Origin of the sequence: Rhodopseudomonas sp. BR0M22, assembly GCF_010907035.1 — a bacterium.
Lineage (GTDB): Bacteria > Pseudomonadota > Alphaproteobacteria > Rhizobiales > Xanthobacteraceae > Rhodopseudomonas.
In genome coordinates this window covers 58,010-74,966 of the sequence record NZ_QUMK01000003.1, presented here as the reverse complement: position 1 = coordinate 74,966, position 16,957 = coordinate 58,010, and the positions used below count along the sequence as shown (strand labels likewise).

The following is a 16,957-nucleotide window of genomic DNA, read 5'->3' as shown; positions in this document are numbered from 1 at the left end:
GCAATGACGGGGAAAGGACTAGGCAGAATTATACCGGCGCGTTCGACTGCACCAGCTTGTAGACGACCGAATCCATCAGCGCCTCGAACGAGGCATCGATGATATTCGGCGACACGCCGATCGTGGTCCAGCGCCGGCCGTCCTCGTCCTCGCTCTCGATCAACACCCGAGTGACGGCCTCGGTGCCGCCATTGAGGATACGAACACGGTAATCGACCAGCTTCAGGCCCTCGATGTACTTCTGATACTTGCCGAGATCCTTGCGCAGCGCGACGTCGAGCGCGTTGACCGGGCCGTTGCCTTCGGCGGCCGAGATCAGCGTCTCGCCGGCGACCTCGACCTTGATCACCGCCATCGCCACCGTGACGCGCTGGCCGTGCGAGTTGTAGCGCTGCTCGACATTGACGTCGAACTTATCGACCCGGAAGAACTCCGGCACGGTGCCGAGCGTGCCGCGTGCGAGCAGATCGAACGAAGCATTGGCCGACTCGTAGGCGTAGCCGGCCGCTTCCCGCTCCTTCAGCTTCTCGACCAGACGCGACAGCCGCGGATCGTCGCGATCGAACTGGATGTTGGTCCGCGCCAGCTCGGCCAGCACGTTCGACTTGCCGGCCTGATCCGACACCAGCACCTTGCGATGGTTGCCGATCGACTCCGGCGGCACATGCTCATAGGTCTGCGGATCCTTCAGCACCGCCGAGGCGTGAATGCCGGTCTTGGTGACGAAGGCGCTGCCGCCGACGTAAGGCGCGTGCTGATTGGGCGCGCGGTCGAGGATATTGTCGAGCGCGCGCGACACCTGCACCAGGCTCGCCAGCTTGTCGTCGGAGACGCCGATCTCGAACTTGTCGGCGAATTCCTTCTTCAGCTTCAGCGTCGGGATCATCGAGCACAAATTGGCGTTGCCGCAGCGCTCGCCGAGGCCATTCAGCGTGCCCTGGATCTGCCGCGCGCCGGCCCGCACCGCGGCGAACGAATTCGCCACCGCCTGCTCGGTGTCGTTGTGGGCATGGATACCGACATGCGCGCCGGGGATGTGCTTGACCACCTCCCCGACGATGGCCTCGACCTCGTCCGGCATGGTGCCGCCATTGGTGTCGCACAGCACCACCCAGCGCGCACCGGACTCATAGGCCGCCTTGGCGCATTGCAGCGCGAACTCCGGATTGGCCTTGTAGCCGTCGAAGAAGTGCTCGCAATCGACCAGCACCTCGCGGCCCCTCTCCTTCGCCAGCGAGACGCTGTCGCGGATCGAGGCGATGTTCTCCTCGTTGGTGGTCTCGAGCGCGACCCGGACCTGATACTCCGACGATTTGGCGACGAAGCAGATCGCCCCCGCCTTGGCTTCGAGCAGCATCGCGATGCCGGGATCGTTCGAGGCCGAGCGGCCGGGCCGCCGGGTCATGCCGAAGGCGGCGAAGGTCGCGCGCTCGAGGTTCTGATCCTGGCCGAAAAATTCGGTATCGAGCGGATTGGCGCCGGGATAGCCGCCCTCGACGTAATCGATGCCGAGATCGTCCAGCAGCGAGGCGATCAGCTTCTTGTCGTGCAGGGTGAAATCGACGCCGTTGGTCTGGGCGCCGTCTCGCAGCGTGGTGTCGTACAGATAGAGACGTTCGCGGCTCATGAGGAGGCTCCGGGCGCGGCGGCATCCGCCAGCGACTTTGTCATCGTGGTGTTGGCGAGCCATTCGCCATTGATCGAAACGGTGTTGCGTTGCCTGGCGACGTAGCCGCGCTTGGCGAAGAATTCGGCGGCGTTGTCGCTGGCATCGACGGTGAGCACCAAGGTGCCGCGCGCGCCAGCGAGCTTTTCCAGCGCATCGATCAGCGTCGCCCCGGCGCCGCGGCCGACGTAGTCGGGATGCACGTACAGCATGTCGATGTGGTCGGGCCCCTTCAGCGAGGCGAAGCCGACCGGCATGCTCTCCAGCGTCGCGATCAGCGTGAGCTGGCCGGCGAGACGCGCGGCGAATTTGGCATCGTCGTCAGCCGCCGAGGCCCAGGCCTCCTGCTGCTCCTCGCTGTAATCGTCCGCGGTGAGCTGCTCGATCGCCGCCACGAAGATCGCAGCAGTGACCGCCGCGTCCTCGGGCAGATACGGCCGCAAGGCGGGTTGCGCGGTGCTCATCACCAGAACCCGTACAGCTTCAGCACCAGCGCGGTGGCGCCGGCCAGCAGCACAATCTTCAGCGCGATGTAGTACAGCCAGTGCTTCGGAAACGGCGTATCAGGCCGCCCGGTCGGCTTTTGCTCGGTCATCGCGCGATCTCCGTTGATAGTCTTGCTGCGACTGCAGTCACGCTCGTCATTCCGGGATGCGCTGCGCCAGCAGCGCAGACCCGGAATCCCGAGGTTGTGGCGACGAGATTCCGGGTTCGCCCGCTGCGTGGGCGCCCCGGAATGACGGGGTGAGGCAGTGTATCGCCACACACACTCACGTCATGCGCGGGCTCGACCCGCCTGCGGGGCCGAAGCCCCTTCGGCGCGGCGAATGCCCGCGCATCCATCATCGAAACAATGGCTGCGTCGTTTGTTCGATGGATGGCCGGGTCAAGCCCGGCCATGACGACCGTGGAAAAGACACTCACCGCGCCAACTCCCACGTCGTCACCGGCTTGCCATCGGCATCCTTGCCGTCCTTCAGCACCACGCCCATCGCGGCGAGTTCGTCGCGGATGCGGTCGGACTCTTTCCAGTCTTTCCCGGCTCTCGCACTGGCACGAGCGTGGATCAGCAGATTGATCTGCTCAACATCGATGCCGGCATTTTCGACTAACGACTTCTTTCGCTCAGAATTCCCACGCGACAACAGGCCGAGTAACATAGCCGAAGCTTTGAGATGCGACTGAGCGTCCGGGCCGGTTCGATCGCCCAACATGCTAACACCCAGCACCATCTGCTCCAGAACAGGTGGATGCGCCATTTGATGAAGGCGAGCAATTGCTGCCGACGTATTGAGATCTTCTGTCAGCGCTTCAACGAAGATCTTGTCCGGATTTTCTGCCGGCTCGATGTCACCAACGAATTCGTACCAACCGTCGAGAACCTTCGCACTTTCTTCCAATCCCTTCACCGTCCAATCGATGGGCGAGCGGTAGTGCGTCTTGAGCATGTTCAACCGGATCACTTCGCCCGGCCAATCGTTCAGCAGCTCGCGGATGGTGATGAAGTTGCCGAGGCTCTTCGACATCTTCTCGCCTTCGACCTGCAGGAAGCCGTTGTGCATCCAGGTCTGCGCCATGCGCGAGGTGTGGAAGGCGCAGCAAGACTGCGCGACTTCGTTCTCGTGGTGCGGGAAGACCAGATCGATGCCGCCGCCGTGGATGTCGAAGGTCTCGCCCAAGTGCTTCCACGACATCGCCGAGCACTCGATGTGCCAGCCGGGGCGGCCCGGCGTGGCGATGCCAGCCGGCGACGGCCACGACGGCTCGCCGGGCTTGGACGGCTTCCACAGCACGAAGTCGGTGGCATCGCGCTTGTACGGCGCGACATCGACGCGGGCGCCGGCGATCATCTCGTCGAGCGAGCGGTTGGCGAGCGATCCGTAGCGCGGCAGCACGCCGTTGGCAGCGTTCATCGCGCCGGGCGAGAACAGCACATGGTCCTGCTCGACATAAGCGAAGCCGCCGACGACCAGCTTTTCGATGATGCTGCGCATCTCGCCGATATGCTCGGTGGCGCGCGGCTCGACGGTCGGCCGCAGGCAGCCGAGCGCATCGACGTCGTCGTGGAATTGCCGTTCGGTCTGCTCGGTGACCTTGCGGATCGCCTCGTTCAGCGGCAGGCCGGGATAGTCGCGCGCGGCGCGGTCGTTGATCTTGTCGTCGACGTCGGTGATGTTGCGGACGTATTTGACCTGGGCCTCGCCATAGAGATGGCGCAGCAGCCGAAACAGCACGTCGAACACGATCACCGGCCGGGCATTGCCGATATGAGCGAAGTCGTAGACCGTCGGGCCGCAGACATACATCCGCACGTTGGCCGGATCGAGCGGCGCGAAGCGGCGCTTCTCCTTCGTCAGCGTGTCGTAAAGGCGCAATTCCATGGATACCCGTCCCCTGCGGCCGGGCGTCCAGAGCTCTCGATAGGAGAAAAGACGGCCTCAGCCAGCGTGTCAGCTAGCTAATAATCTCGCAGCGAATGCAAATGGCGAGGAAACCGTTCATCGCCGCACCATGGCGAGCGCCCTACCCGTCGTCAAGCCCGTCGATCGCCCGAAGCGGCGGGCGGCCCCCGATTTTCGTCGCGACCGGCGCACGATTCCGCCCCGGGTTCCGCCGCATGGTTAACGATTCTTAACCCTTTTAGGGGTATCGGATGGAGGTCATCCCCTCGTTCCTGGTGCGCCATGAAACTGATTCCCGCCCTCTTCGCCGGTGCAGCGCTGGTTGCCGCCTCGTCGGCCTTTGCCGATAGCCGGGTCTTCATCGTCGCCAATCAGCCCGACGGTTACGGCGTCGACCTGTGCCTCGCCCGCAGCGAGAAATGCGGGGCTCCAGCAGCGGCGGCCTATTGCCAGTCCCGCGAATTCGCGCAGGCGGTGGCCTATCGGCGGGTCGATCCGGACGAAATCACCGGCGCGGTGCCGAAATCGGGCGGTCCGGCCTGCACCCATGGCGGCTGCAGCGAATACGTCGCCATCACCTGCCAGCGCTGACCGCGTCCCGACCGGCCGGCCGCCGGTGGCGGCTTCGCCACAGAGACGCCCCGGAAACGACGTGACCCTGCCGAAAGAAGCGGCTAAGAACCGGGCGTCGCCGCGGGCTCAACGGGAGCTTTCCGCGGCCCGATCGTGCGAATTTGTCGAGGTGATTCGGCGGATCGCCGACGTCATCCCCCGTTCGGATTGCTGAATGCCCGACATGTTCGACTCCGCGACTCGTCTCCGCTTGTTCGCCGGCGCTGTCGCACTCGCCGCATCGACGCTGTCTTCCGCCGCGCTCGCCCAGCAGGGCTATCCGCCCCCGTCCGGCTACAACTCGCCGGGCTATCAGCAGGCGCCGCCCGCCGGCGCGCAGGGCGGCCAGGTGAACCCGATCTGCCCGCGGCTGGAAGCGCAGCTCGCCTCGATCGACCGCGGCGGCATGGACCAGGGCCGCGCCGACCAGATCCGCCGTTTCGAAGATGCCGCCAACCGCCAGCAGGCCGAGCTCGACCGCGTCAGCATGCAGGCCAAGCGGATGGGCTGCGAAAGCTCCGGCTTCTTCTCGCTGTTCAGCGGCCAGTCGGCGCAATGCGGCCCGATCAACAACCAGATCCAGCAGATGCGCGGCAATCTCGACCAGATGAATTCGTCGCTGGAGCGGCTGCGCAGCGGCGGCCCCGGCGGCAACGACCGCGAAAATCAGCGCCGCTCGGTGATTCAGTCGCTGGCGCAGAACAATTGCGGCCCGCAATACGCCGCAGCGGCGCAGCAGCAGGGCGGCGGCCTTTTCAACAATCTGTTCAACGGCGGCAACAGCAGCCCGGCGCCGGGGTTCGGCATGCCGGGCGGCGACTACGGCAACGCCGAAGGCGGCACCTTCCGCACCGTCTGCGTGCGCAGCTGCGACGGCTATTATTTCCCGATCTCGTTCGCCACCGTGCCGAGCCGGTTCGCCGACGACGAGCGCACCTGCAAGAGCCTGTGCCCCGCCTCGGAGGCGTCGCTGTACGCCTATCGCAATCCCGGGCAGGACATGAACCAGGCGGTCTCGATCAACGGCCAGCCCTACACCTCGCTGCCGAACGCGTTCCGCTATCGCCAGTCGTTCAACCCGTCCTGCAGCTGCAAGCCGGCGAACCAGACCTGGGCCGACGCCATGAAGGGCGTCGACGATCGCTCCGCCGCCGAGCATGGCGACATCATCGTCACCGAAGAGAGCGCCAAGAAGCTGTCGGCGCCGCCGACGCAGCGCACCTCGGCCAAGAGCGGCGGCAAAGCCGCGCCCGCCACCGCGTCCAATCAGCCGGACCCCGGCGCGCCCGCGACCGATCCGAGCAAGATCCGCACCGTCGGTCCGAAATTCTACCAGACCCCGCCGACCGCCCAGTAAGCAGCGATCGGCGCCCTCGCGTGCGGCCCTGGCCTCCCCGTCGCTGGACGCCTCAGGCCGGGCTGGCCAGTGGCTTGCCCTTTTCGACGATGTAGTTGACCATCAGCCGGGTCTTGGTGGTCGAGGCCTTGCCGCCGGCATGCGGCGTGTCGGGCGGCACCTGGAAGGCGTCGCCGGCCTTCACCGTCCGGGTCGGCCGCCCCTCGATCGGCAGCTCGAGTTCGCCCTCCATCACATAGGTCGACTCGATACCGGGATGGGTATGGCGACCGACGGCCGCGCCGGGATCGAGCGTCACGTCCATGATGATCGTCTCATAACCCGCCGCCGGGCCATCGGTGCGGCTCAGGATCTTGCGCGTAACGCCGTTCGCCGTGGTCGCGGCCGCACCTTGCGCGAACGCTTCGGTCGCCCCGAACCCCGCGATGCTGCAGATCGCACAGCCTGCGACCGCCGCAAATCCTCTCCGTGTCAGCATGACGTTCCTCCATCATCCACCCGTCTGCGCGGGCGTGGTGAAAGTCTGGCAGAGACCACGGGTGTTGGGAAGGACGTTCTACCAAGATGGTAGTAGCCTCGGCTGCCGAGCTTCCTGATATCCCCTGTCGACGATACACTGGCGATATTCATCGCGCGCTGGAGGCCGCAGGTGACTTCCCGGACCGCCAAGATCTTCACGACCGACAGCGGTCAGGCCGTCGAGCTGCCAGCGGCCTTTCGCTTTGAAGGCAGGAAAGCGTTTGTGCGCCGCGATCAACCGCGGGCCTTCGCCATTACGAGTCGAGGATTGGGCGGAGATGAATTGAAGATCTAGCTGTCCAGATGATGCGGAATAAAATCTTGGAATGGCGGGAGCGACCAAGCCTCGGATTCCGTTTCATTCAGGCTACAGCGCTACATACTCTAGAAACAATTTAGCTACTTGAAATATTGAAATTCGGAGCGACCATGCTCGACAAACCTGAACTTGAAAGGCGCGCCAAGCTCATCGTAACTGAGTGCGATGGGATTCAACCCATATTCATCGCGTTTTACATTGAAGCCATTTACTACGCAGCCGAACGAGCCGAAGTTGCCTTTGCAGACTTTTCCGAAGGCGCAAAGTTGGCTCAATCCGCGTCGGCCACCGTAGCGAGCGCACAAGAAGCATTAGGCCATGCGGCCGCTCTTTCGCGGTTTTTCTTCCCTGTCGAGAAAAAGGCGCTTCCAAGAGCGAGAGGCGCTCGACTGCGGCAACTCTTCGCAGTCAGCAACAACTCGCCGCTACAGAATCGCGAGCTTCGCAACGCCATAGAGCACTTCGACGAGCGGCTGGACGAATATCTGCTAGGCGATATTGCCGGCTACATCCTTCCTAGCCCAATGGTCGAAGACTCCGACCTTGCTGACGAAGCTCTTAGTCACATCTTTCGACTGGTCGACCCGAAAACAAAGACATTCGTCCTTCTCGGGAAGAAATATCCATTCGGTCCTATGCACGATGAAATCACGCGTATTGCAGATCTCTCCCGGGCAATGCGATGACCTATTCGTCCATAAACGAGACAATCACCCCTCGAACGCCTCGCTCGACGCCCGCCCAGCCTTCGCCACCAGCGTCTCGTCCGGCGCCGGCAGCGCTTCCGCCTTATCGCGAAAACGGTTGGTGATGGGGTAGCGCCTGTCGCGGCCGAAGTTTTTGCGGGTGACTTTGACGCCCGGCGCGGCCTGGCGGCGCTTGTATTCGGCGATGTTCAGGAGGCGGTCGATGCGGACGACGGTGTCCTTGTCGAAGCCTTCGGCGACGATGCTGGCGAGCGGCTCCTCGCGTTCGACCAGCCGCTGCAGGATGGCGTCGAGCACGTCGTAAGGCGGCAGCGAATCCTGGTCGGTCTGGTTTTCGCGCAGCTCCGCGGTCGGCGGGCGGATGATGATGCTTTCGGGAATCACCTCGCCGTCCGGGCCGAGCGCATCGTCCGGCTTCCAGCGGTTGCGGAGCGACGACAGCCGAAACACCTGGGTCTTGTAGATGTCCTTGATCGGGTTGAAGCCACCGTTCATGTCGCCGTACAGCGTGGCGTAGCCGACGCTCATCTCCGATTTGTTGCCGGTGGTCACCACCATCGCGCCGGTCTTGTTGGAGATCGCCATCAGCAGCGTGCCGCGAGTGCGCGCCTGCAGGTTCTCCTCGGTGATGTCGCGTTCGAGGCCTGCGAACGGCTTGGCCAGGATCGCCTCGAAGCCTTCGACGGCTTGCGCGATCGGCAGCACCTCGTAGCCGAAGCCGAGCGCACCCGCGAGCCGGCCGGCGTCGTCGAGCGACACCTGCGCGGTGTAGCGGAACGGCAGCATCACGCCGCGAACCTTGTCGGCACCGAGCGCATCGACCGCGATCGCCGCGCACAGCGCCGAGTCGATGCCGCCGGAAATGCCGAGCAGCACGCCGGGGAAGCCGTTCTTGCGGACGTAGTCGCGCAGGCCGAGCACGCAGGCCGCGTAGTCGGCCTCGTCGCCTTCGCGCACCGGTGCGACCGGTCCGTCGCAGCGCCAGCCCGCCGCGCCCCGCACGAAGCTCAGCGTGGTGATGCTCTCGACGAAGCCGGGCAACTGAGCGGCCAGCGTGCGATCGGCGTTGAGTACGAACGAGGCGCCGTCGAACACCAGTTCGTCCTGGCCGCCGACCTGATTGACGTAGACCAGCGGCAGATCGCTCTCGGTGACGCGCGCCACCGACACCGACATCCGCATGTCGGTCTTGCCGCCTGCGTAAGGCGAGCCGTTCGGCACGATCAGGATCTCGGCGCCGGTCTCGGCCAGACACTCGACAACGTTCTCGTACTCGTCGGATTCCTCCAGCCAGGTGTCCTCGCAGATCGGCACGCCGATCCGCACTCCGCGGATCGTCATCGGGCCTGACACCGGCCCGCGGGAAAACACCCGCTTCTCGTCGAACACGCCGTAGTTCGGCAGATTAACCTTGGTGCGGACCGCCGCGATCCGGCCGCCGTCGAGCAGCGCGCAGGCGTTGTACAGCTTGCCGCCGTCCACCCAGGGCGAGCCGATCAGCATCGCCGGGCCACCGTCGGCAGTCTCGCGCGCCAGCTCCTCGATGGCGGCGCGGCAGGCTGCCTGGAACGCCGGCTTCAGCACCAGATCTTCCGGCGGGTAGCCGGCGATGAACAATTCCGGATAGACGATCAGATCGGCGCCGTCGGCAGCCGCCTGGCGGCGCGCGGCGCGCGCCTTGTCGGCATTGCCGGCGATGTCGCCGACCGTCGGGTTGAGCTGGGCGAGCGAGATCGTCAGGCGGGCGGCATTTTCGGTCATGGCCGAGATGTAGCCGCAGGCCGCGGCCTCCGCAATCGGCGCTGCGTCAGAGCAGCCCCAGCCGCTCAGCCAGCGCGAACAGCCAGACCAGACCGGCGATGGCCAGCGCGACGCCGACGGCCGCCGAGCCCATGTCCTTGACCCGGCCGATCTGCGGGTCGTGTTCGGTGGTGAGCCGGTCGGCGAGCTTTTCGATCGCGGTGTTGAGCAGCTCGACCGTGAGCACCAGCGCCACTACCGCGACCAGTTCGACGCGCCGCGTCGCCGTGGTGCCGATCAGCCAGGCGGCGGGCACGGCGAGGACGAGCGCGACCAGCTCTTCGCGGATCGCAGCCTCGGAGCGGGTCGCGAATTTCAGTCCGCGCCACGAATTGATCGTCGCCCGCCAGAACCTCAGCACCTGATTCCGCAGCCCCTATGTATCGTCATGCCCGCGCGTGTCGCGGGCACCTGCGTATTGGAAAGCCAAGCAAGTGAAGGCTCGGATCACCTGCCCGTCGGCCATCCGCGCAGAGCAGGTCTCGAGCGCTTGATGGATGCAATATCGCCCTCGCCACCTTGCACTGAGTCCTCATCCTGAGGAGCCCGGCGCAGCCGGGCGTCTCGAAGGATGGGGCCACACTGCACCAGTGGCCCATGGTTCGAGACGGCGCTGCGCGCCTCCTCACCATGAGGTTGTGCGTGCGGCGGGCATCCCGATCGCGCGCCACTTCAACGGCAAGCCGAGCCTCTACAGCCCGGCCGCCGCCTGCAGCGGGCTGGCTTTGCCGGCGCGGCCCTGCTTGAGGAGATCCGCGATCAGGAACGCCATGTCGATCGACTGTTCGGCGTTGAGCCGCGGATCGCAGGCGGTGTGATAGCGGTTGTTGAGGTCTTCGTCGGTGATGGCGCGGGCGCCGCCGAGACACTCGGTGACGTTCTGGCCGGTCATTTCCAGATGCACGCCGCCGGCATGCGTCCCCTCCGCGGCGTGAACCGCGAAGAACGACCGGACTTCCGACAGGATGCGATCGAACGGCCGGGTCTTGTAGCCGGAGTTCGACGTGATGGTGTTGCCGTGCATCGGATCGCACGACCACACCACCGTCCGGCCCTCGCGCTTCACGGCGCGAACCATCGCCGGGAGGTGCTCGCCGATCTTCTCATGGCCGAAACGGCCGATCAGCGTCAGCCGGCCCGGCTCGTTCTCGGGATTGAGGATGTCGATCAGCTTGAGCAGTTCGTCGGTCTTCAGCGACGGACCGCACTTCAGGCCGATCGGATTCTTGATGCCGCGGAAATACTCGACATGGGCGTGGTCGAGCTGGCGGGTACGGTCGCCGATCCACAGCATGTGGCCGCTGGTCGCGTACCAGTCGCCGGTGGTCGAGTCGACGCGGGTCATCGCCTGCTCGTAGCCGAGCAGCAGCGCCTCGTGGCTGGTGTAGAAATCGGTGGTGCCAAGCGAGGAATCGACCGCGAAGGTCAGACCGCAGGCGCGCATGAAATCCAGCGCACCGGAGACGCGATCGGCGAGATCCGCATAGGCCTTCGACTGCGGACTGTCGCTGACCGACTGCAGCATCCAGCTATGCACGTTCTCGACGCTGGCGTAGCCGCCCTTGGCGAAGGCGCGCAGCAGGTTCAGCGTCGCGGCCGATTGCCGGTAGGCTTCGATCTGCCGGCGCGGATCGGGCACGCGGGCTTCCTCGGTGAAGGCGACGTCGTTGATGATGTCGCCGCGATAGCTCGGCAGCTCGACGCCGTCGCGCTTCTCGACCGGGGCCGAACGCGGCTTGGCGAACTGGCCGGCGATACGGCCGACCTTCACCACCGGCGAAGCGCCCGCATAGGTCAGCACGATCGCCATCTGCAGGAAGACGCGGAACAGGTCGCGGATGTTGTTGGCGCCGTGCTCGGCGAAGCTCTCGGCGCAGTCGCCGCCCTGGAGCAGGAAAGCGTCGCCGGCCGCGACGGTCGCCAGTGCCTTCTTCAGGTTGCGCGCCTCGCCCGCAAACACCAGCGGCGGAAAGCTCGTGAGCTGCGCCTCGACATCCGCGAGCGCCTTCGCGTCGGGATATTGCGGCATCTGCTGCACCGGCTTGGCGCGCCAGCTATCGGGTGTCCAGCGTTCGGACATAGGCCACTCCTGAAGAAACAAGCCGCCAGTTAAAAATGGGTCGCGGCGGCCGCGTTATACACAGCCGCCCAGCCAACCGCTAGTTGGAAATCCGCCCAAGGATACAACCCCTTGCGGGAAAAGCCTATTTTGTTGTCGGGGGCGGCTCGCCTGAAATGTCGGCAGACCGCCCGGCCCCGGCAGCAGCTATTCCGCGGCTTCGCGGAGGTAGCGCGCGCTGCGGGTGCGCATCGTCACCAGCTCTTCGGCGGCGGTGGGGTGCAGCGCCATGGTGCCGTCGAAGTCGGCCTTGGTGGCCTTCAGCTTCATCGCTACCGCCACCACCTGAACCATCTCGGCGGCGTCAGGGCCGACGATATGGCAGCCGAGCAAGCGGTCGGTGGTGCCGTCGACGATCAGCTTCATCAGCACGCGCGACTGGCTGCCCGAGATCGTCCCCTTCATCGGGCGGAAATCGGTCTTGTAGATGTCGACGACGTTGTACAGCGCCCGTGCCTGATCTTCGGTGAGCCCGACGGTGCCGACCTGCGGCTGCGAGAACACCGCAGTCGGAACGCAGGCATAGTCGACCAGGATCTGTTTGCCGCCGAACACATTGTCGGCGAAGGCATGGCCCTCGCGGATCGCCACCGGGGTCAGATTGGTGCGATGGGTCACGTCGCCGACCGCATAGATGTGCGGCACCGAGGTGCGGCAGTGGTCGTCGACGGCGATGCCGCCATTGTCCGGATTGATCGCGACGCCGGCCTTTTCGAGGCCGAGATTGGCGACCGCCGGATGCCGGCCGATCGCGAACATCACCTGATCCGACGCGATGCTGGAGCCGCTCGACAGATGCGAGGTGTATTCCTCGCCGAGCTTCTCGACAGCCGTCACGGTGCAGCCGGTGATGATGGTGATCCCTGCCCGTTCCATCTCGGTGCGGACATGGGCGCGCACGTCCTCGTCGAAGCCGCGCAGAATATTGTCGCCGCGGTAGACCACCGTGACGTCCGAGCCGAGGCCGGCGAAGATGCAGGCGAATTCGAGCGCGATGTAGCCGCCGCCCTGGATCAGGATGCGCTTCGGCTGCTTTTCGAGGTGAAACACCTCGTTGGACGAGATCACATGCTCGATGCCGGGAATCGCCTTGCCGTGATTGGGCGCGCCGCCGGTCGCGATCAGGATGGTCTTGGCGCGCACTTTCTCGCCGGTCGACAGCAGCAGCGTGTGCGGGTCCTCGAACACCGCGCGCGCCTTGATGGTGCGGGCGCCCGCCTTCTCGACGTTGGTCGCGTAGATCTGCTCGAGCCGCGCGATTTCCTTGTCCTTGTTGGCGATCAGCGTCGACCAGTCGAACTCGGCGGTCGGAATCGTCCAGCCGAAGCCGGCCGCGTCGCGGATCTCCTCGTGGACCTGAGAGGCGTAGACCATCAGCTTCTTCGGCACGCAGCCGCGGATCACGCAGGTGCCGCCGAACCGATACTCCTCGGCGACGACGACGCGGGCGCCATAGCCGGCTGCGATCCGCGCGGCCCTTACGCCGCCCGAGCCGCCGCCGATAACAAACAGGTCCGCGTCGAAGTCGCTCATGTCGCCTCTCTGATCGATCAGATGTTCTTGCCGCGCTTGCGCATCTCGCCGCGGAATTCGCCGTTCACTTCCTCGGCGAACTTCTGCGCCCACTGATTCATGAACTGCATGCTTTCGGCAATCGACTTCGGCTCCTGATTCAGCAGTTTCTGGCCGAGCGGCGACTTGTAGAAGGTGACGAGATCCTTGAGCTCCTGCTCGGTGAAGTCGGTGGCGTAGATCTTCGCCATGCCGTCGCCGATTTCCTTCTCGCGGCCCGCCATCTTCTTGGCGATCACCTCCGCGACCTGCTTGAGATCCTGCTGATAGTTCAGGTTGCTCTGCATCAGCGTGTCCATGGTGCGCTGAATGATGTTGGGCACCGCCTGGGCATAGATCGCGCCGGCGCGCTTCAGTTGCAGGATCTCCTTGGCGTAGGCGAGCGAGGCCGGCGACGGCTGCTTACCCTGCGCCTGGGCCTGATGCCCGACCATCGCCAAGCCGAACACCAGAGCGGCGGCCAGCAATGCCTTCGACAGATATTTCATTCCAATTCTCCTGAGATGCAGCTTATCGGCGCTCATGCGCGTTCGATGGTTCGAATTCCGGCAGCCCCCGCCAGCACGACGGTCCGCGCCATTCCGACGAACAGCCCGTGCTCGACTACGCCCGGGACGGCACACAACGATTGGGCCAGGCGAGGAGCGTCGGGTATCCGCCCGAGATGGGCATCGAGGATCCAGTGGCCACCATCGGTGACAAAAGCATGGCCGTCCTTGCCGGGCCGGAGCTTTAATTCGCCGGTACAACCGGCCGTGGCGAGAACCTGCAGCACCGCCCGGCGGGTTGCCGCCAGACCGAACGGAATCACTTCGATCGGCAGCGGAAACCGGCCGAGGCTGTCGACCAGCTTGGATTCGTCCGCGATCACGATCATGCGATCCGAGGCGGCCGCGACGATCTTCTCCCGCAGCAGCGCCCCTCCCCCGCCCTTGATCAGATCGAGATTCGCATCGACCTCGTCGGCGCCGTCCACGGTCAGGTCGAGGTGGTCGATTTCATCGAGCGTCGTCAGCTTGATACCGCAGCGCTCGGCGTCGGCCCGCGTCGCTTCGGACGTCGGCACGCCCACCACATTGAGGCCGGCGCGAACCCGCTCGCCCAGCAGCTCGACGAAATGCTTGGCGGTCGACCCGGTCCCGAGCCCGAGCTGCATGCCGTCGCGCACATGCTCCAGGGCCTGAGCCGCGGCGCGGCGCTTCAACTCGTCCTTGTCCATCATCTGGCCACCCGTTTCCCGCCCGCAAATCGTCCCCGGCGCGGCGCAGGCATATCTAGCGGCGTTTGCGCGCTGCGAACAGCACGGATTCCGGTGACCAGGACGTTGTGAGCGGTTGCAGAAACGCGCAGAGAACGCTAGCGATCAACCATGACCGCATCTCCCATTGTTGTCTTCGATCTGGACGGCACGCTGATCGATACCGCGCCCGACCTGATCAACGCCCTGAATTTCATCCTGGTCCGCGAAGGCATGCCGGCCGTGCCGATGGCCGTCGCGCGCAACATGATCGGGCAAGGCGCACGACGCCTCCTCGAGCGTGGCCTCGAACTCGACGGCCGGATCATCGCGCAGGACGACGTCAACCGGCTGACGGTCGATTTCATCGACTATTACGCCGCCCACATCGCCGACGAGTCGCGCCCGTTCGAAGGGCTGGAAGCGACCCTCGACGAGCTGTCGGAGAGCGGCTACCGGTTCGCAGTCTGCACCAACAAGCTCGAATGGCTGTCGAAGCTGCTGCTCGACCGGCTCGGCCTCAGCCCGCGCTTTGCGGCGATCTGCGGAGCCGACACCTTCGGCGTGGCCAAGCCCGACCCCGCGATCCTGCGCGAAACCGTCGCCAAGGCGGGCGGCGACCTGTCCAAGACGGTGATGGTCGGGGATGCCGGGCCGGATGTCGGGGTGGCGCGCCGCGCCGGCGTGCCGGTGATCGGGGTGGAATTCGGCTACACCGAGGTCCCGATCGCGGAGCTGAAACCGGACCTCCTGGTCGGCCATATGCGCGACCTTCCGCAAGCGGTCGGACGGCTGCTGCCGCGCTCCTGATCCGACGCCGATACCGTTGAAATTGTGGCGAAATTCGGTTCGTTATTGGATCGCGTTAACTAACTCTTAAGTTTGTCTGGGGCGCGGTTGCCAGCGTTGCGGCAGGCTCCTATGGTCCGCCCGGGACTGTGGCTGATCGCCGCAATAACGGATGGGATAACATGCGTCACCTGGTTGTCATCGCCCTGGCAGGGCTCTCGCTGGGCGGTTGCGCGTCGATGTCCGACGCCTTCAAGTCAACGCCGCCGGACGTTACGGTACAGCTCGACTCGGTTCCGCCGGGTGCCGATGCCATGGCCTCGACCGGCCAGAGCTGTAAGACCCCCTGCTCGGTCAAAGTGCCGCCGGCCGACTTCAACGTGACCTTCACGATGGACAAGTTCCAGACGGCGACGGTGCCGGTTCAGGTCGTGGTCGCGCCGGGCAGCTTCATGTCCGAAGGCACGACGACGGTGACACCGAACCCGGTCACCGCTGAGCTGCAACCGGCGAAGCCGGCCCGCAAGGCGCGCCATGCAAGCAAGCGCAAGCCAAAGCCGGCGGCCGCAGCGCCTGCGAGCGAAGCGCCGGAGGCGGCTTCGCCGTTCCCCGCGCCTTCGGGCACGCGCTGAGATATTGCATTGCACCACGCTGCGCGATTGTGCGCGGCGTCGATCGTGCCTAGATAGTGGCTGGCCGCCCGCAACAACGGGCGGCGACCGCGACAGGGCACGCCACATGACCAGCGCCGCGATCACTGCGCCGACCGAACTGAATCGGCCGATGACCGATCCGTTCGGGCGGACGATCGACTATCTGCGCGTCTCGATCACCGACCGCTGCGACCTCCGCTGTGTCTATTGCATGGCGGAAGACATGACCTTCCTGCCACGCGCCGACCTGCTGTCGCTCGAAGAGCTCGACCGCTTGTGCTCGGCTTTCATCGCCAAGGGCGTGCGCAAGCTGCGGCTCACCGGCGGCGAGCCGCTGGTCCGCCGCAACATGATGTCGCTGGTGCGGTCGCTGTCGCGACACCTGAACAGCGGCGCGCTCGACGAACTCACCCTCACCACCAACGGCTCTCAGCTCACCCGCTTCGCGGCCGAGCTCGCCGATTGCGGCGTCCGGCGCATCAACGTTTCGCTCGACACGCTCGATCCGGCCGAATTCCGCCGCATCACCCGCTGGGGCGACCTCGACCGGGTGCTGGCCGGGATCGATGCCGCCCGAGCCGCCGGTCTGGCGGTCAAGATCAATACCGTGGCGTTGAAAGGAACCAACGAGGACGAGATCCCGTCGCTGATACGATGGGCGCACGGCCTCGGCATGGGGCTGACGCTGATCGAAGTTATGCCGCTCGGCGAAATTGGCGAAGGCCGAATCGATCAGTACGTGCCGCTGTCGCTGGTCCGGGCCAAATTGGCCACCAACTACACGCTGACCGATCTGCCCGATCGGACCGGCGGACCGGCGCGCTACGTCCGGGTCGAAGAGACCGGCGGCAAGCTCGGATTCATCACTCCCCTGACGCACAATTTCTGCGAGTCGTGCAATCGGGTGCGGATCACCTGCACCGGGACCATCCACACCTGCCTCGGCCAAGAGGACGCCTCCGACCTGCGGCGGCCACTACGCGCCTCCGCCGACGACGCGCTGCTCAACGCCGCAATCGATCGGGCCATCGGCACCAAGCCGAAGGGGCACGACTTCATTATCGACCGCAATCACAATCGCCCAATGGTCAGCCGGCACATGAGCGTCACCGGCGGCTGAGAGCTTCCGCCCGCAGACTAATCATTATGCTGAAGACCGCTCCTGATTGCTATTTTCCAATTGACGGAACGATAATGCACTGATT

At 65.1% G+C, this 16,957-nt stretch carries 17 protein-coding genes; 6 read left to right on the top strand and 11 right to left on the bottom strand.

Going from position 1 to position 16,957, the window contains the following annotated elements; all coding sequences use genetic code 11:
* Nucleotides 1-28: 28 nt before the first annotated feature.
* The 4 genes from cimA to cysS form a co-directional block, all read right to left on the bottom strand.
* The gene (gene cimA, locus DY468_RS01680; RefSeq protein ID WP_164601786.1) at nt 29-1,627 is read right to left on the bottom strand and encodes a citramalate synthase; all 1,599 of its coding nucleotides are present in this window, start codon (nt 1,625-1,627) and stop codon (nt 29-31) included.
* Nucleotides 1,624-2,130, bottom strand: coding sequence for a GNAT family N-acetyltransferase (locus tag DY468_RS01675; protein ID WP_164601784.1), 507 nt, complete (start codon nt 2,128-2,130; stop codon nt 1,624-1,626). The genes cimA and DY468_RS01675 overlap by 4 nt, the downstream gene beginning before the upstream one ends.
* Nucleotides 2,130-2,261 carry a hypothetical protein gene (locus DY468_RS24880; protein ID WP_271102509.1) on the bottom strand — a complete coding sequence of 44 codons (132 nt, stop codon included), beginning with the start codon at nt 2,259-2,261 and terminating at the stop codon, nt 2,130-2,132. Before DY468_RS24880 ends, DY468_RS01675 begins: the two co-directional genes overlap by 1 nt.
* A gap of 325 nt (nt 2,262-2,586) precedes the next feature.
* Complete coding sequence (cysS, locus tag DY468_RS01670) at nt 2,587-4,047, bottom strand: cysteine--tRNA ligase (RefSeq protein WP_164601782.1); 1,461 nt, start codon at nt 4,045-4,047, stop codon at nt 2,587-2,589.
* A 303-nt stretch (nt 4,048-4,350) separates the two neighbouring features.
* On the opposite strand from cysS, the gene DY468_RS01665 reads away from it, so the two are divergent.
* Nucleotides 4,351-4,659 (top strand): hypothetical protein, encoded by a 309-nt coding sequence (locus tag DY468_RS01665; RefSeq protein WP_164601780.1) that lies wholly within the window; start codon nt 4,351-4,353, stop codon nt 4,657-4,659.
* 196 nt (nt 4,660-4,855) lie between these two features.
* Nucleotides 4,856-6,037, top strand: coding sequence for a DUF2865 domain-containing protein (locus tag DY468_RS01660; RefSeq protein WP_164601778.1), 1,182 nt, complete (start codon nt 4,856-4,858; stop codon nt 6,035-6,037).
* 52 nt (nt 6,038-6,089) lie between these two features.
* Here DY468_RS01660 and DY468_RS01655 read toward each other — a convergent pair whose 3' ends face one another.
* On the bottom strand, nt 6,090-6,515 hold the full coding sequence (locus DY468_RS01655) for a cupin domain-containing protein (protein WP_164601776.1): 426 nt from the start codon (nt 6,513-6,515) through the stop codon (nt 6,090-6,092).
* Between the two features lie 470 nt (nt 6,516-6,985).
* On the opposite strand from DY468_RS01655, the gene DY468_RS01645 reads away from it, so the two are divergent.
* Nucleotides 6,986-7,561, top strand: coding sequence for a hypothetical protein (locus DY468_RS01645; RefSeq protein WP_164601774.1), 576 nt, complete (start codon nt 6,986-6,988; stop codon nt 7,559-7,561).
* A gap of 24 nt (nt 7,562-7,585) precedes the next feature.
* Here the strand turns inward: DY468_RS01645 and DY468_RS01640 are convergent, their stop codons facing one another.
* From DY468_RS01640 to rpiA, 6 genes are all read right to left on the bottom strand, one after another.
* The gene (locus DY468_RS01640) at nt 7,586-9,343 is read right to left on the bottom strand and encodes an NAD+ synthase (protein ID WP_164601772.1); all 1,758 of its coding nucleotides are present in this window, start codon (nt 9,341-9,343) and stop codon (nt 7,586-7,588) included.
* Nucleotides 9,344-9,389: 46 nt separating this feature from the next.
* Nucleotides 9,390-9,743 (bottom strand): diacylglycerol kinase, encoded by a 354-nt coding sequence (locus tag DY468_RS01635; RefSeq protein WP_164601771.1) that lies wholly within the window; start codon nt 9,741-9,743, stop codon nt 9,390-9,392.
* Between the two features lie 330 nt (nt 9,744-10,073).
* Nucleotides 10,074-11,462, bottom strand: coding sequence for a class II 3-deoxy-7-phosphoheptulonate synthase (locus DY468_RS01630; RefSeq protein WP_164601769.1), 1,389 nt, complete (start codon nt 11,460-11,462; stop codon nt 10,074-10,076).
* A 186-nt stretch (nt 11,463-11,648) separates the two neighbouring features.
* Nucleotides 11,649-13,034, bottom strand: a complete 1,386-nt coding sequence (gor, locus tag DY468_RS01625; RefSeq protein WP_164601767.1) for a glutathione-disulfide reductase — start codon at nt 13,032-13,034, stop codon at nt 11,649-11,651.
* A 17-nt stretch (nt 13,035-13,051) separates the two neighbouring features.
* On the bottom strand, nt 13,052-13,561 hold the full coding sequence (locus DY468_RS01620) for a DUF2059 domain-containing protein (protein ID WP_164601765.1): 510 nt from the start codon (nt 13,559-13,561) through the stop codon (nt 13,052-13,054).
* Nucleotides 13,562-13,593: 32 nt separating this feature from the next.
* Nucleotides 13,594-14,292: a ribose-5-phosphate isomerase RpiA gene (gene rpiA / locus DY468_RS01615; protein ID WP_164601763.1), complete on the bottom strand. Its 699-nt coding sequence runs from the start codon at nt 14,290-14,292 to the stop codon at nt 13,594-13,596.
* Nucleotides 14,293-14,442: 150 nt separating this feature from the next.
* Between rpiA and DY468_RS01610 the strand changes: the two genes are divergently transcribed.
* The 3 genes from DY468_RS01610 (at nt 14,443) to moaA (ending at nt 16,872) form a co-directional block, all read left to right on the top strand.
* The gene (locus tag DY468_RS01610) at nt 14,443-15,120 is read left to right on the top strand and encodes an HAD-IA family hydrolase (RefSeq protein WP_164601761.1); all 678 of its coding nucleotides are present in this window, start codon (nt 14,443-14,445) and stop codon (nt 15,118-15,120) included.
* Between the two features lie 161 nt (nt 15,121-15,281).
* Nucleotides 15,282-15,731, top strand: coding sequence for a hypothetical protein (locus DY468_RS01605; RefSeq protein ID WP_164601759.1), 450 nt, complete (start codon nt 15,282-15,284; stop codon nt 15,729-15,731).
* Between the two features lie 106 nt (nt 15,732-15,837).
* On the top strand, nt 15,838-16,872 hold the full coding sequence (gene moaA, locus DY468_RS01600; protein ID WP_164601757.1) for a GTP 3',8-cyclase MoaA: 1,035 nt from the start codon (nt 15,838-15,840) through the stop codon (nt 16,870-16,872).
* Nucleotides 16,873-16,957 lie beyond the last annotated feature (85 nt).

What these genes read in the sequence shown, in the direction of transcription:
- cimA (WP_164601786.1), bottom strand. Translation starts at nt 1,627, where the DNA reads ATGAGCCGCGAACGTCTCTATCTGTACGACACCACGCTGCGAGACGGC.
- DY468_RS01675 (WP_164601784.1), bottom strand. Translation starts at nt 2,130, where the DNA reads ATGAGCACCGCGCAACCCGCCTTGCGGCCGTATCTGCCCGAGGACGCG.
- DY468_RS24880 (WP_271102509.1), bottom strand. Translation starts at nt 2,261, where the DNA reads ATGACCGAGCAAAAGCCGACCGGGCGGCCTGATACGCCGTTTCCGAAG.
- cysS (WP_164601782.1), bottom strand. Translation starts at nt 4,047, where the DNA reads ATGGAATTGCGCCTTTACGACACGCTGACGAAGGAGAAGCGCCGCTTC.
- DY468_RS01665 (WP_164601780.1), top strand. Translation starts at nt 4,351, where the DNA reads ATGAAACTGATTCCCGCCCTCTTCGCCGGTGCAGCGCTGGTTGCCGCC.
- DY468_RS01660 (WP_164601778.1), top strand. Translation starts at nt 4,856, where the DNA reads ATGCCCGACATGTTCGACTCCGCGACTCGTCTCCGCTTGTTCGCCGGC.
- DY468_RS01655 (WP_164601776.1), bottom strand. Translation starts at nt 6,515, where the DNA reads ATGCTGACACGGAGAGGATTTGCGGCGGTCGCAGGCTGTGCGATCTGC.
- DY468_RS01645 (WP_164601774.1), top strand. Translation starts at nt 6,986, where the DNA reads ATGCTCGACAAACCTGAACTTGAAAGGCGCGCCAAGCTCATCGTAACT.
- DY468_RS01640 (WP_164601772.1), bottom strand. Translation starts at nt 9,343, where the DNA reads ATGACCGAAAATGCCGCCCGCCTGACGATCTCGCTCGCCCAGCTCAAC.
- DY468_RS01630 (WP_164601769.1), bottom strand. Translation starts at nt 11,462, where the DNA reads ATGTCCGAACGCTGGACACCCGATAGCTGGCGCGCCAAGCCGGTGCAG.
- gor (WP_164601767.1), bottom strand. Translation starts at nt 13,034, where the DNA reads ATGAGCGACTTCGACGCGGACCTGTTTGTTATCGGCGGCGGCTCGGGC.
- DY468_RS01620 (WP_164601765.1), bottom strand. Translation starts at nt 13,561, where the DNA reads ATGAAATATCTGTCGAAGGCATTGCTGGCCGCCGCTCTGGTGTTCGGC.
- rpiA (WP_164601763.1), bottom strand. Translation starts at nt 14,292, where the DNA reads ATGGACAAGGACGAGTTGAAGCGCCGCGCCGCGGCTCAGGCCCTGGAG.
- DY468_RS01610 (WP_164601761.1), top strand. Translation starts at nt 14,443, where the DNA reads ATGACCGCATCTCCCATTGTTGTCTTCGATCTGGACGGCACGCTGATC.
- DY468_RS01605 (WP_164601759.1), top strand. Translation starts at nt 15,282, where the DNA reads ATGCGTCACCTGGTTGTCATCGCCCTGGCAGGGCTCTCGCTGGGCGGT.
- moaA (WP_164601757.1), top strand. Translation starts at nt 15,838, where the DNA reads ATGACCAGCGCCGCGATCACTGCGCCGACCGAACTGAATCGGCCGATG.